The 14,345-nt window shown below is 63.3% G+C and carries 9 protein-coding genes and 2 pseudogenes; 2 read left to right on the top strand and 9 right to left on the bottom strand.

Going from position 1 to position 14,345, the window contains the following annotated elements; all coding sequences use genetic code 11:
* The first annotated feature begins 190 nt into the window (after positions 1–190).
* Positions 191–1,062, top strand: a pseudogene (gene purU, locus JOE62_RS00325) (formyltetrahydrofolate deformylase).
* 152 nt (positions 1,063–1,214) lie between these two features.
* On the opposite strand, the gene JOE62_RS00320 reads toward purU, so the two are convergent.
* From JOE62_RS00320 to JOE62_RS00280, 9 genes and pseudogenes are all read right to left on the bottom strand, one after another.
* On the bottom strand, positions 1,215–2,264 hold the full coding sequence (locus JOE62_RS00320) for a YeiH family protein (RefSeq protein WP_204719461.1): 1,050 nt from the start codon (positions 2,262–2,264) through the stop codon (positions 1,215–1,217).
* A gap of 105 nt (positions 2,265–2,369) precedes the next feature.
* The gene (locus tag JOE62_RS16425) at positions 2,370–2,987 is read right to left on the bottom strand and encodes a Fic family protein (RefSeq protein ID WP_204719459.1); all 618 of its coding nucleotides are present in this window, start codon (positions 2,985–2,987) and stop codon (positions 2,370–2,372) included.
* 333 nt (positions 2,988–3,320) lie between these two features.
* On the bottom strand, positions 3,321–4,289 hold the full coding sequence (locus tag JOE62_RS00310; RefSeq protein ID WP_204719457.1) for a GGDEF domain-containing protein: 969 nt from the start codon (positions 4,287–4,289) through the stop codon (positions 3,321–3,323).
* A gap of 601 nt (positions 4,290–4,890) precedes the next feature.
* A pseudogene (locus JOE62_RS00305) lies at positions 4,891–6,326 on the bottom strand (IS1380 family transposase).
* Positions 6,327–6,446: 120 nt separating this feature from the next.
* Complete coding sequence (locus tag JOE62_RS00300) at positions 6,447–7,115, bottom strand: YesL family protein (RefSeq protein WP_204719456.1); 669 nt, start codon at positions 7,113–7,115, stop codon at positions 6,447–6,449.
* Positions 7,116–7,125: 10 nt separating this feature from the next.
* The gene (locus tag JOE62_RS00295) at positions 7,126–8,109 is read right to left on the bottom strand and encodes a carbohydrate ABC transporter permease (RefSeq protein ID WP_121866130.1); all 984 of its coding nucleotides are present in this window, start codon (positions 8,107–8,109) and stop codon (positions 7,126–7,128) included.
* 10 nt (positions 8,110–8,119) lie between these two features.
* Complete coding sequence (locus JOE62_RS00290; protein ID WP_204719454.1) at positions 8,120–9,079, bottom strand: ABC transporter permease; 960 nt, start codon at positions 9,077–9,079, stop codon at positions 8,120–8,122.
* A 73-nt stretch (positions 9,080–9,152) separates the two neighbouring features.
* Positions 9,153–10,871 carry a type 2 periplasmic-binding domain-containing protein gene (locus tag JOE62_RS00285; protein WP_204719452.1) on the bottom strand — a complete coding sequence of 573 codons (1,719 nt, stop codon included), beginning with the start codon at positions 10,869–10,871 and terminating at the stop codon, positions 9,153–9,155.
* 400 nt (positions 10,872–11,271) lie between these two features.
* A complete protein-coding gene (locus JOE62_RS00280; protein ID WP_204719450.1) occupies positions 11,272–12,480 on the bottom strand; it encodes an ROK family protein in 1,209 nt (402 codons plus the stop codon).
* A 127-nt stretch (positions 12,481–12,607) separates the two neighbouring features.
* Here JOE62_RS00280 and JOE62_RS00275 point away from each other — a divergent pair, with 127 nt between their 5' ends.
* Positions 12,608–14,320, top strand: coding sequence for a glycoside hydrolase family 13 protein (locus JOE62_RS00275; RefSeq protein WP_204719448.1), 1,713 nt, complete (start codon positions 12,608–12,610; stop codon positions 14,318–14,320).
* Positions 14,321–14,345 lie beyond the last annotated feature (25 nt).

The raw sequence follows: 14,345 nt of genomic DNA, 5'->3' as shown, positions 1-14,345 counted from the left end.
TGCCGGCATCCGCTTTGAAGGGCAGTGCAAGGCGCGGATTATCGGCAGGTAAACCCCTGGCCCGGCGGCCCGGATTCCGCGGGGCAAAGCGGGCAAGCGGGCGCACTGCGCGACCGTATTCCTTTCATCTGAAAACCACACGAGTCATGGCGAAGCTATAGCCATCTCGGCGAAACCAAGGAGCGGCACGATGACCGAACCGAATAACAAATACGTCCTGACCCTCACCTGCGCCGAGCGCCCGGGCATCGTGCATGCGGTCACCGGTCTGCTGCTCAAGCACCACGGAGATATCCGGGAGCTGAAGCAGCATGATGACCAGCGTTCAGGAACGCTGTTCATGCGCATCGAGTTCGAAGTCGCCGAGTCGAAGGAAATTGCCGCGGAGATCTCGCAGCTCGAAGCGAGCCTCGGGCAGCTTGCCGAAGAGCACCAAGCTACCTGGGGGCTGCGCCCGGCAGGCCATAAGAAGCGCGTGGTGGTGATGGTCTCCAAATTCGGCCACTGCCTGCACGACTTGCTGTTCCGCGCCCGGATGGGGGAGCTGCCGGTGCAGATCGCGGCAGTTGTCTCCAACCACCCCGATCACCGCCAGCAGGTCGAGTGGAACGGGATCCCGTTCTTCCATATTCCGGTCACCGCGCAGACGAAGCCGAGGTCGGGTCCAAGCTGATGGACCTGGTGGAGCGCTTCGAGGTGGATTTGGTGGTCCTGGCCCGCTACACGCAGGTGCTCTCCGATAAACTCAGCCGCAAGCTCACCGGCCGGGCCATCAATATCCACCACTCGTTCCTGCCCTCCTTCAAGGGCGCCAAGCCTTACCACCAGGCGTTCGAGCGCGGCGTGAAGACCGTGGGCGCCACCGCGCACTACGTGAATTCGGAGCTGGACGAGGGGCCGATCATCACTCAGCGGGTCCAGGAAGTGGACCACAGCTTCGAGCCCGAGCATCTGGTGGCCGCGGGCCGCGATACCGAGTGCAAGGCGTTGTCCGACGCGGTGCGCTGGCACTGCGAGGACCGGGTCTTCCTCAGTGGCTCACGCACCGTCGTGCTGCGCTAGTTGCAGCAGTTCCAGACAGCCAGCCATGTTGCCATCGCTACGTGGCTGGCTTTCTGCGTCCCGGAGTTCCCGCGGACCCTTGCGGTGAAGTTTGATTCGTTTCCGCAATGCCGGTGCCGAGGCAGTCGTGGAGATTCGTGGAAATCTTGGCGTTACAGCGGACGGTAGAGCAGCGCGCCGACCACGGCGATGACCAGAATGACCAGCGTGGACAGCAAGGCCAGCACCAGCGAGCGGCCGCCTGAATTCACGATTGACTTCAGGTGCACGCCCAGGCCCAGTGCGAACATCGAGGCGGCCAGCAGCACGGTCTGCGCGGTCGAGGCCAGCTGCAGCAGCGTTTCGGGCAGGATGCCGGTGGTGCGGACCAGCATGGCTACCAGGAACAGCGCCACGAACAGCGGGATGACCGGTGGGCGCTTTCCGCCTTCGATGTTGTGCTTGCGGCTCATGTACAGCAACAGGCCCGCCATGATCGGGGCGAGCATGACCACGCGTGCCAACTTGACCGTCACGGCCACGCCCAGCGCGGTGGCGCCCACCGCGCCGCCGGCGGCGACCACCTGGGCCACCTCGTGGGTGGAAGCGCCGATCAGCACGCCGATGCTGGTTTCGCCCAGGCCCAACAGCGCGCCCAGCGCCGGGGTTAGCGGGATCATCAGGGTACCGAAGAGCACCACCAGGCCGATGGCCGTAGCCACCTGGTCCTGCTTGGCGCGGGTTGCGCCCTCGGCACCAGCCACGGCAGCAGCACCGCAAATGGAGAAGCCGGCGGCGATCAGCAGACGCTGCGGCAGCTCAATGCCCATGCGCCCGCCGATCCACACGGTGGCCAGGAAGGTCACGCCCACACAGAGCACCACGATGACCAGCACGCCCGGGCCCAAGGCCAGGATGGCGCCGAGCGAGAGCTGGAAGCCCAGCAGCACGATGCCAGCACGCAGCAGCTTCTTCGCGGAGAAGGCCACCCCTTGCTCGAAGACCGCGGGCACCGGCGCCAGATTGCGCCACAGCGCACCGAGCAAGATGGCAATCAGCAGTGCGCTCATCCCGGGGATGAGCTTCGCGGCGGCCAGTGACACGCCGCCCATGACGAGGCACAGGATAATGCCGGGCATGCATTCGCCCACGCGTGTCGCCAGCGACGGCTTGGGTTCAGCGGAAGCCGGCATTTGGGTGCGCGATGAATCCTCAAGAGGCATGCTAATGACTCTTCCATGACTCGTCGTCGAACAGTGAGACCCGTCTGGCTATCACGGTCATATCACAATCATATGGTCTGATGCCCATCGCATGGGCATCAGGGCTTAGTGCACCGAGTCCCGTCGAATCGTTGCTGCGTAGTCGTCCAGGATTCGCAGAATGTGATCGTGCTGCCAGACGCGGTTTCTGCGCAATCCTGACTTCTCTTTCAGGACCCCGCGGTCGTTTAACGTTGCAAAGGCTCGGTGCGCGACGGCATCTGTGACACCCAAGGATGTTTTCACATAGTTGGAGTTGATCACGGGTTGCGCTATGAGCAGGGGGAGCAACTTGAACGCCGTCGAATTCGACCGAAGCCCCTGCAAGCGGTTGCGTGATTCTTCCAGCTCATCAGCGAGGGCATGCAGCAGCGCTTGACCCGTAGCAGCGGCGTAGATCGAGACATCGATGAAGATTTTAACAATTGCATGGGCGTTGCCTTGCCGGTAGGCAGTCAGCGCGTCGAAATAGCCAGGGATATCCCTCAGGATTCTCGCGGAGATCGGTGCGGTCGAATGGATGGTCACCCTGCGATGACGGAGCATTGCGTGGGCGAGGGCGCGCCCCGTTCTGCCGTTCCCGTCCACAAACGGATGGGTGCTCTCGAATTGGGCGTGTGCGACAGCTACCTGGATGAGAGTGGGGAGGTCATCTCGGTGGATGAACGCTTCAAGGTCAGCCAAGGCAAAGGGATCAGTTCATGCTGGGTCGCAACATGGTTCGCTCCGCGAGGTCCGGCGAAAATTTTGTAGCCGATCCATACGAGTTCTTGCCTGAACTTCCCAGCCTCATCGGCAACGTTGTCCTAGGTCCGTGCTTGCTCAGTCAGCAGTGAATTAGACGCTAGGAAATAACGACGGGTTGGTCGCAGATGAACAGGAAACACAATACAAGTAGCATTTCGGCTCAAGAACCGTTTGCCCCTCAGTGAGCACAACCTTCGATCTCGAGATCTTCATGACAAGAGCGCATTTAGATGGATATAGTTCTTTAGAAGCCGTTGCAAGGATAGCCTGTTAGCTATTGTTATTGGGGCGAACGCGACGCTGATATTTCTGCTCATACATTAAAGCATCGGCCGCGGCAATACACTGATCAATGTTGGTACTACCTGGCTGAGCTGAATAGAATCCCATGGCTGCAGGAATCCCTGCTTCTTCCAAAGACTCTTTGAATACTGAGAAATAAGCCTCTGTCTGGGATGGAGCCACTCCGTTGGCCAAAATCATGAACTCATCACCCCCGTATCGAGCGACGCGGCAGGACTCAGTGCTTTTACCTCTCAGGATCTCACCAGTGCGCTGCAACAATAAATCTCCAGCTGCATGACCTTGGCTGTCATTGACCTGCTTAAGCCCATTGAGGTCTATCACCGCAACCGAGACAGAATCGCCAAAAGCGTCGAGGCGTTCTTGCGCATCATTGGTGATCTTATCCCAGCCGCGTCGGTTCAACAGACCAGTTAAAGCATCTGTTTGCGCCAAGGCATCGGATAGCTCGCTATTTCTCCGTTCTCGATCAGCTACTCTTGCTAGCTTCAATTGGGCAGATAGAAGTGAACTGATAAGAGCAACGAGATCTTCATCTATTTTTTCTCCTTCAGTGAGCGGATCGGTGCGCACGCCGCATAGGACCCCAAACATCTCATCCCGATCATCATTGATGGTGTACCCGGCATAGGCGCCCACCTCGGCTGAAAATCGCATACGCGAATAGTCAGGGTCTAGCTGCGTATTCTCCACAACATGAGCAGCACCGTTGGCCATTCGACTGCATAAAGATTCCTCCCACTCAACACGCTGACCAGTTTTGAGCAACTGGCCCTGCTGCACGTGCAAATGGACCTGTTCTCCATCGATTACGCGAGAAACTGACCAATCCGTCAACGGAGTATGCCTTTTGAGGTAAGAAATAGCATGTTCGGCCGAATCGGTGAATATCTGAGCACCGTTAAACAACTGTGCATCTTTCGCAATGCGTGTCATCTTAGGCTCTACCCTCCGTGCAGCTCAGGCGATAATGCACTCAGAGCACAATTCGAAATTAAACAAACTTAAAATCCCCACGAGAACAGGAATCTTGTGCGAAACCGTTTCCTGATAAACAGAATAACAACCAGGTTCTGATTTGCTGAATGTTCTCTCTATATCCCACCAGAACCGTTTGGGTATTTGACGAATGATCGCGAGTTCATTGAGCCAAAGATCGGCAAAGATTCAAAACTTTGGCATGTATCACTACCCCGTATTCGCTCTTAGCGGTCGCTACGGCACCCACTAGGACCGGAGCCCCCTGCAGGAAACAAGCACGCCGGGGCCGGCATGCGAGAGCCTGGCCTGCATACCCCACCAAACCCCAAAAGCCGTCCTCAGCGCTCGTGGTCTACGGTATCTCAAGCTCCTAGCCCAAATTTTTCATGAGGACTCCGCCGGCCGCCGAATTCCGATACCAAGGGGTTCTCGGCGGCCGTCTCCGGTTCTGTCCACGCCAAAGAGCGCCGAACCACCAGCGCTGGGTGCCAGGCTCCACCCGCCCGGACTGAAATGACCTTTCACAACCAAAGAAACAACGGGACAACCACCAGCATCAGGCGGACAGCTCACCGTGCCGCCACCGCTGAAACAACACGCCGATGCCCTCAATCAGTTGGCATAGAAGTTGCGCTTCTGGTGCACTTTCGGGGATCAACAGCCGGCGCTGCCGGCCGCCAGAGACAATTTTCCCGGCCATTGAGAACAGCCGGTACCGCCACCGCTTCACATCCCACACCGACGCCTCGTGGCCACCAGGCAGAACGGCCAGCTGCAGCCACGACACCAGATTCAGTGCGAGCATCGCCAGGTTGGCCCATGCTTGGTTCGCGGCAAAAGACCAATACGGCAGCTTGCCCAGCCCCGTGTTCTTCAGCGTTTTGATCCTGTTCTCGCACCGGCCACGCGCCCGGTGCCTCGCATCGAGGAACGCCACGTTGAATCGCGGGGCATTGGTCAAGAACGCAGTCACCCTGTTCCCGTCCGTATCGAACAGGTTCGCTTTCGCCCCGGGATGCAACGGCTCAGCACGCAAATAGATCCGGGTTCCTGGCGGGTAGTCCTTCAGCTCGATCACCTTGGACGCGTCGATCACCCACGCGTTATCACGCTGATCCCCGTCAGCGTCCAGGGCTGGTTCCCAGTATTTCTTCTCATCGATCCACCGGATGAACCGCTCCTTGATGACCGGCAGCGAATACGAGGTGGAGAATTGGATCCCCAACGAATCCAGGTAGTGCAAGAACTCACGGGACGAGCCGGCACTATCGGTGCGGACCAGGACCTTCTCTCCATAGAGGTTTCCGCGCTCGTCATAGAACCCGTCCGGCAGCTGCGCCAACGCCTGGTTGAGCACCTCGATATGGGACGTCGCGCAGTTCGCTCCTCGGTTTCCCGGGCGCAACTGCACGGCCAAGATTTCGCCGGTGCCGTTCTTCTTGCCGTAGTCGGCCATGGCGATCATGGGTGCGAATCCGTACCGCCTTTATAGGTTCCAGCGCTGGATTCTTTTTCGGAGTGCACGTGCACCAACGAGGCGTCGATGTCGATGATCAGCGGGTTGGTTGGTGTGGCCAGCCGGCCGGGATTCCGTGGCCCGGCCGCAGCCCAGAGTTTGGTGCGCAGGGTCCGGGTCATGGTGGCGAACCCATGTTCGAAGGCTTCGGGTTGCTCCTTGATCCGGTTCATGAACCTGCTGATGGTGGCATCCGACGCTACCGGGCCGAAGAGTCCTGGTGCGGCTCGTAGTTGGTCGATATCGGTGGCTTGCTCCCCGCCAGCCGCCAACGATAGAGCCAGCGCTCCGAGGATCTTGCCTGGACGGTGGGTAGCGGTGGCTGGCACGAACTGGCTGAACCGGTCCTCGCAAAGCTGGCGGAAGCCTACCGCGTTCAGGAAGCTGGTCAGCACCGACAACCCTGCATGGGAGACCAGGGCTTGGCCGGTGAGTTGGGTCGAGAGAGCAGGAAAAACGGGGGTAGAATGGTTCACTGAAAAGGTGATCCTTCGAACGGGTATTTTGGAAGCTTAGGCACTCCCATTTTCCCAGTTCAGGCCGCCTTTTCTCCTTTTAAGTCAGTTAATGACTGCCGCCTTCATGAAATACCCGGGCTAAGCCGGCTGCCCCGCCGGGGTTGCGGCCCTCTGCGGCTCCCGTGCATCCATCCCGGGCAGCCGCCCGAAGCAATGCACGCACAGCACCACCAGGAAGATCGGGGTGGCCAGGCCGAAGGCCACCAGGATCCCGGGCCAGGTGTCCCACGCCCACGCCGTCAGCCCGAGCATCGAGGCCAGCATGAGGCTGCACCAGGGCCGGGCCAGCACCAGCTGCAGCGAGGTGCGCACGAGCCACCACGGCCGCTCCTCGAAATTGGCCGCCACCGCCCAGAACACCAGCACGAACAGCCAGTAGAGTGCATTGGCCAGCAGCACCAGCCCGGAGGCCGCGACGCCGGCGGCCCCCATGTCGTTCCAGTTCACCAGATAGTAGTCCCAGGCCAGCAGCAGGCCAATGAGCAGCTGCGGCCAGCCGGCCAGGTTCGCGACGCGACGCTCCTGCTTCCAGGCCATCCCGAAGGTGCGCCAGGTCTGCGCGACGGTCCAGCGGCGGTCTTCCGAAAGCACCCAGCTGCGGCAGCTGGCATAGCAGGCGGCCACCGAGGGGAAGAAGCCGGCCACGACCAGCCCGCGCAGCGTGAAGGCCACCACCGCAGCATTCAGCACGAAGACCATCAGGATGATGCGGGCCAGGAATTCGTAGCCCATTGTGAAATTCTTCATCGCTGCCCGCTCAACCCTTCACGGCACCGATCATGACGCCCTTGTTGAAGTACTTCTGCAGCATCGGATAGAGCACCAGGATCGGCAGCGTGGAGACGATGATGACCCCGAACTTGATCTGGTCCGCCAGGTTCTGCGCATCGCCGGCGGACTGCCCGAGCGAGCCCCCGGCCCCGGCGCTGGACTGGTTGGCCATCAGGATCTGCTGCAGCACGTTCTGCAGCGGCTGCAGCTCCTGGTCGCGGATGAAGATCAGGCCGGTGAAGAAGTCGTTCCAGTGCCCGACGAAGTAGTACAGGCCGATTACGGCGATGATCGCGCTCGAGAGCGGGATCACGATCTTCAGGAAGTATCCGAAGTAGCTCAGCCCGTCCAAGGCCGCGGCCTCGCGCAGCTCCTCGGGGATGGAGGTCTCGAAGAAGGAGCGGGCGATGATCATGTTGAACACCGAGAAGGCGGTGGGCAGGATGAACACCCACATGTTGTTCAGCAGGCCCAGCTGCTTGACCAGAAGGAACATCGGGATGAGCCCGCCGCCAAAGAACATGGTGAAGGCGAACAGGAACATGATGATGCGGCGCGGGCGGAACTCGCGCCGCGACATCGCGAAGGCGGCGGGGAGGGTGACCAGCAGGTTCACCGCCGTGCCGAGCACCGAATAGAGGATCGTGTTGCGGTAGCCGGTCCAGATGCGATCATCGGCCAGGATCATCTCGTATCCGGTCAGCCCGAATCCCTGCGGGAGCAGAGTGACCTCGCCGGTGGCCACGGCGCGCGGATCGGAGAAGGAGGCCACGACGATGAACCACAGGGGGTAGATCACCGCGGCGAGGATCAAGGCGATCAGCACGCCGAGCACGATGTCCACCGCCCAGTCCCCCGCGGTGCGCTGCTGGATGCGCCACTTCGTGCGCGGCGTTTTCGGTGCGCCCGGCCGCCGCGGCCGGACCTTGGGCGCCGGAGCGCCGTCCAGAGTTCCGGTGATGTTGCTCATTGTCCCGCTCCTAGAAGATGCTGGTGTTGCTCGCGCGCTTGGCGATGTAGTTCGCCAGGATCAGGAACGCGAAGTTGACGAGGGCGTTGAACAGCCCGATGGCGGTCGAGTAGGAGAACTGGTTGCCCAGGATGCCGACCCGGTAGACGTAGGTGGAGATGACCTCGGAGGACATGATGTTCAAGGTGTTCTGCATGAGGAAGACCTTCTCGAACCCGACCCCCAGCACGCTGCCCATGTTCAGGATCAGCAGGATGCCGGCGGTGGGCAGCAGGGCCGGGATGTCCACGTGCCGGATCAGCTGCAGGCGCCCGGCGCCGTCGATCTTGGCCGCCTCGTAGAGTGCCGTGTCCACCGAGGAGAGCGCCGCGAGGTAGATGATGCAGTTCCAACCGGTGTGCTGCCACACCTCGGAGATCCAGTACAGGTGGGCGAAGGCCCCGGGATCGCCCAGCAGGCTGGTGTCCCCGAAGAAGCGGCCCATGATGCCGCTGCCCGGAGCCAGGAAGATCTGCAGGATCGCCACCATGACCACGGTTGAGATGAAGTGCGGCATGTAGGTGATGGTCTGCGTGAAGCCCTTGATCCGCGGGCTGGCGATCTGGTTGATCAGGATCGCCAGGATGATCGGCGCGATGAAGCCCATCACGAGGGTCCACAGGCTGATGTTGACCGTATTGAGCATGATCTGCCCGAACTGCGGGTTGTTGAAGAACTGCTCGAAGTACTTGAACCCGACCCAGTCCCCTCCGGTCAGCCCCTTGGTCACATCGAACTCGCGGAAGGCGAGCTGGATGCCGTACATCGGGATGTAGGCGAAGACGATGATGAATCCGATGGCCGGCAGCGTCATGGCCCACAGCTGCCAGTGGCGCCTGAAGTGCTCGGCCAGGCGCCGGCGCTTCGGTTCCGTGCGCAGGGCGTGGACCGAGGCGGCGACCACGGCCTCTTCGGTGATGCGGCTTGTCATTGCGAGTCCTCCTGGGCTCGGTGGCGGGCCGTGCCGGGCACGCTGGGCGCACCCGGCACGGCGGCCTGAAGGGCTACTTCGATTCGTTGCTGATCGTCGCGGTGCCGTCGGCATTCTCCGCGAAGGTCAGCTCCGGGTTCAGCTCGGCGTTCAGGTCGACGTTCTTCTCCTGCATGACCTGCAGGTAGCGATCGTAAGCGGCCTGCTGCAGCTCGATCTGCCGCTTGAGGTTGTTGCGTTCGAGGTCCTTGACGTAGCCGTCCCACTCCGCGTCGATCCCGCCCTTGGTGACCCACTGGGCGAACTTGCTCATGGCGGTCTGCGTGATGCCGGTGTCGTTCAGCGAGTACTCACGGGCCTCGTCGGCCGTGAAGGACACGCCGCCGTAGATGACATCGGAGTTCAGGTCGATGTTGGCGATGTCCTGTTCGTAGACCTCTTCCACGACGCGCACCTCGAACTGCTCGGCGGGCAGGGTCAGCTTCACGCCGGGCTGCACGAACCATCCGGGGGCGCCGTCGGAGAGCGAGTTCTGGAACTGCCAGTCCGAGGCGTTCTTGGTCTCATCGGCCGGCGGCAGCACGGTGTAGTCCTTTTCGCCGTTCTTCTTCACGCCGACGTCGAAGGAGCCGTAGCGTGCCTGGATGCCGATGTTCGAGGTGTAGAAGGCGTCCACGATCTTCAGGGCCGCTTCTTTCTCCTTGACGTTGGCGGCCACGGAGATCTTATTGGGGATGTAGTTCAGGCTGTCGCCGTTGAACCACCAGGTGCGCGGGGCGTCCGAGCCGGAGTCGACCTTCAGGGCCGGCAGCGCGATGTACTGGTCGGCCAGCTTCGAGCCGAAGGCGTCGGAGGGGGTCCACCAGAAGGTCATGCCCACCGTGGCCGTCTTGCCCTGGCCCTTGAGCCCGGAGATGTACTTGGAGAAATCGTGGGTGAAGGCGTCCTTGGAGATCACTCCGGCCTCCCACAGCTCGCCGAGGTAGGAGATGAACTCCTTGTAGGACGGATCGGTCAGGTAGTTCTGGATCTTCCCGTCCTGCGCGTACATGCCGCTGCCTGCGCCTCCGCCGGCGCTCAGCGGCAGGCCGAAGCTGCCCAGCAGCACGTTCGGGTTGAACCAGCCCCATCCGCCGGTTTCGGGCGCCATGAAGTCCAGCGGCACCTCGTCGGCCTTGCCGTTGCCGTTCGGATCCTTGCTCTTGAAGGCTTCCAGGGTGCTCTTCAGCTCGTCCCAGGTTTCGGGCACGGGCAGCTTGAGCTCGTCGAGCCACTGCTTGTTGATGAACATGTGGGCGCTCGAATTCGCCATGAGCCCGGTGTTCACGCCGGGGGCACCGAAGACCTTGCCATCCCATTCGGAGGACACACGGGCGTAGGGGGCCTTCTCGAAGGTGGCGGCCAGGTTCGGCATGCTGCCCAGTTCGGGGGCCAGGTCCAGGAAGAGGCTGTTGTAGTCGCCCCAGTCGCCCGATCCGTAGCCGCCGATGGTCACGTCCGCCACCTCGCCGGCGGCCAGGGACGCCTGCTTCTGCTGGGTCCACGAGGAGCTCGCGGTCTCCTGCCATTCGATGGTGCAGCCGCAGGCCGCCTCCAGGTCCTTGGTCCATGGCAGCTCAGCCATGGCCTTGGTCCGGGCGTCCTTGACGACCTGGACGGTGACCACTGGAGTGCCCGAGGACTCCTTGGCCCCGCTGGGCGTGCACCCGGTCAAGGCCAGGGCGCCGATGCCGGCCATGGCCAAGGCGCCCTTCACGGTGGCCTTGAAACGGGTTGGGTTGCTTGTTGACATGACCTCTCCTTATGGCGATGCGCGTCGCGTGCCCCGCATGGATCGCCTGGTTTGGGGGCCAGCGCGCCGAGGCCGCCGACCGTGGATGCGAGTAGTTGCAGGCGCCTCGTCCGCCGGTGCGGCGCCGGGCCTGCGCAATGATGTTTTCGCGCGCCTCTCCCCGCTGCATGGAGCCCAGGCGTCGCGTCAATTTCCAGATTTAGAACCTAAATTTAGGTGCTGGTTTTAGAGAATAGAGCAGGAGCCGCGGGCTCGTCAAGGGATTCTTGTGACCGGGGCGACATCCCCGTGTGGCGCAGGCCATGCGCGATGGGCCACGCGCAGGAGGGCAGAACGGATTGCCCGATGGGCAGGAAGACGCCCCGGCGCAGGCTCTGCACGCCGGGACGAAGAGCGGCGGCTAGGCTTCCAGGGCCACGGCGCGCACCGCGGCAAGCGCACGCTGCACGGCCCCGAGCAGCACAACGTCGCGCCCCAGCAAGGAAGCCTGGAGCGCTGGAGGGAACGCCACGAGCTGCGCCAGCCGATCCTGGATGCGCTCGAGCAAGGGGGCGAGCACCCCGGCATTGCCGCCGGCGATGATGACGGTGCCTGGATCCAAAAATCCGCTCAGCGTGGAGATGGCCAGGGCCAGCTGCTCCTCGGTCCGCGCAATGGCCTCGCGGGCCGCCCGGTCCCCAGAGGCCGCGGCGTCGGCGATGGCCGCCAGCGAGGGGCGCCGCTGCCCCTCGAGCACCGAGTTCTGGCCCGCGACCAGCGCCTCGCCGAGGGCGGTGCGGGCCACCGCGGAGGGCCCCAGGCTGCTGCCGACACCGGAGACGCGCTCCAGGAAGGCCATCTCCCCCGCGCCGCCGTTGGCGCCGCGGAAGACCTCGCCGTTGATGACGATGCCGGCACCCAGCCATTCCCCGGCCAGCAGGGTCACCGAGGAATCCAGTCCTTGGCGCCCGGGCTGGCTGTTCTCCGCCATGGCCGCCAGATCCGCATCGTTCTCCACCGCCCAGATCCAGCCGGGCGCGAAGTCCCGAAGCCGCTGGAAGTCCAGGCGCACCGCATCCCAGAAGGGGTTGCCCGGATAGGGCTCGCCATGCCGGTCGATGGGGGCGGCCAGGCCGAAGCAGGCGGCCTGCACACGCTCCGGCGCGACCTGCGCCGACTGCAGCGCCTCGACGACGGCCTCGAGCACCTCGCCGGTGCGGTCCACGGCCGCCTCCCGGCCATCGAAGCGGCGGCTCGCCCGACCGAGCAGCTCGCCCTTCAGGTCGGCCACAACGCAGGTGGCCGAACGATAGCCGATGTCGCACGCAACCACCAGGCACCGCTGCTTGTTGAAGGTGAACCGGCGTGCCTGGCGGCCACGGCCCGGAACCAGGCTCGGAGCCCGGTCCTCGTGGAGCCAGCCGGCTTCGCGCAGCTCATCGGCAATGGCCAGGACGGTTGACCGGGTCAGCCCCGTGCCGGCGACCAGATCCGTGGCGATCAACCCGGCATCGGCCGGCGCCTGCCAGAAGTGGTCCAGCACCAGCGAGGAATTCAGGTCCCTGACCGCTTGGGTTGAGGTGACCGGCGTCCGGCCTCCCGAACGCTCACCCGTCGTTGCACTTGACATGCTCTTCATTGTGCCCCAAGATCTAGATTTAGTATCTAAATCTAGATTCCCTCCCACCCAGCGCGTCTCCGGCCAGGGCGCCGGCGGCCCGGGTGCGCCACTCCAAGACCCAGAGAAGGAACCTTCCATGACTTCCATGCTTGCCGCCGACTCCTCCGTGGCCCGCAACGACCTGGATGACGCCCTGTGGTGGCGCCAGGCCTCCGTCTACCAGATCTACCCGCGCTCCTTCGCCGACGCCAACGGAGACGGCATCGGGGATCTGAAGGGCGTGACCTCCCGGGTGCCGTACCTGAAGGCCCTGGGCATCGACGCCGTCTGGCTCAGCCCCTTCTATCCCTCGGCCCTGGCCGATGGCGGCTACGACGTCGATGACTACCGCGACGTGGACCCGAAGATCGGCACCCTTGAGGACTTCGACGAGATGACCGCCGCCCTGCACCAGGCCGGGATCAAGGTCATCGTGGACATCGTGCCCAACCACTCCTCCGACCGCCACGAATGGTTCCAGGCGGCCCTGGCCGCCGGCCCGGGCTCCCCGGAGCGCGAGCGCTACATCTTCCGCGACGGGAAGGGAGAGCACGGCGAGCTGCCGCCGAACAATTGGACCGCCATCTTCGGTGGCAGCGCATGGCAGCGCATCACCGAGCCCGACGGCACGCCGGGCCAGTGGTACTTCCACCTCTTCGCCCCCGAGCAGCCCGACTTCAACTGGAAGAACCCGGAGGTCCATGCCGACTTCGAGACCACCTTGCGTTTCTGGTCGGATCGCGGGGTCGACGGCTTCCGCATCGACGTGGCCCACGGCCTGACCAAGAACCTGGACCCGGCCTTCGACCACCTCAAGTCCGTGCTGTCCGGGCAGGATCTCTTCGAGGACGGCCAGCACCCGATCTGGGACCGCGACGAGGTCCATGACATCTACGCCGAATGGCGCAAGATCTTCAACGAGTACACGCCTCCGCGCATCGCCGTGGCCGAGGCCTGGGTGGAGCCGCATCGCCGCGCACGCTATGCCAGCAGCGAGGGGTTGGGGCAGTCCTTCAACTTCGATCTGCTCCAGGCCGATTTCCGGGCCGCTGACTTCCGCAAGATCATCGGCGACAACCTGGCCTTCGCCGCGGACTCGGGCGCCTCGACCACGTGGGTCTTCTCCAACCACGATGTGGTACGCCACGCAACCCGCTACGGCCTGCAGCGCACCGGCGCCCAGGACGAGGCCCAGATCATGAACGTGGGTGGCAAGCAGTGGCTGCTCGACGGCGGACGCCAAGACGAGGTGGACACCGAGCTCGGCCTGCGCCGCGCCAAGGCGGCGACCCAGCTCATGCTTGCCCTGCCCGGCTCGGCCTACCTCTACCAAGGCGAGGAATTGGGCTTGCAGGAGGTTGGCGAGGAGATCGCCGACGAACACCGCCAGGATCCGGCCTTCTTCCGCAACAAGGGCGTGGAGATCGGGCGCGACGGATGCCGCGTCCCGCTGCCCTGGGAAAGCCAGGGAAGCTCCTACGGGTTCGGCGCCGGCGGCTCCCACCTGCCGCAGCCGCAGTGGTTCTCCCGCTACGCGGTCGACGCCCAGGAGCAGGATCCGGCCTCCACCCTGTCCTTCTACCGGCGCGCCATGGCCCTGCGCCATGAACTCCAGTCGGCGGAGGAACTCGCCTGGGAGGCCAGCCCCAACGAGCATGTGCTGCATTTCAGCCGCCCCGGCGGCTGGCACAGCATCACCAACTTCGGCACCACGCCCGTTGCGCTGCCCGAGGGCGAGCTGCTGCTCGCCAGCGCCCCGCTGGAAGACGGACTGCTGCCTGCCAACGCCACCGCCTGGCTGCGCGCGTGAGCCGCCATCGACCAACCCAGTCCAA

It is taken from the genome of Glutamicibacter nicotianae, assembly GCF_016907615.1.
GTDB classification, from domain to species: domain Bacteria; phylum Actinomycetota; class Actinomycetes; order Actinomycetales; family Micrococcaceae; genus Glutamicibacter; species Glutamicibacter nicotianae.
The sequence above is the reverse complement of the archived record's forward strand: the minus strand, read 5'-3'. Positions and strand labels throughout refer to the sequence as shown.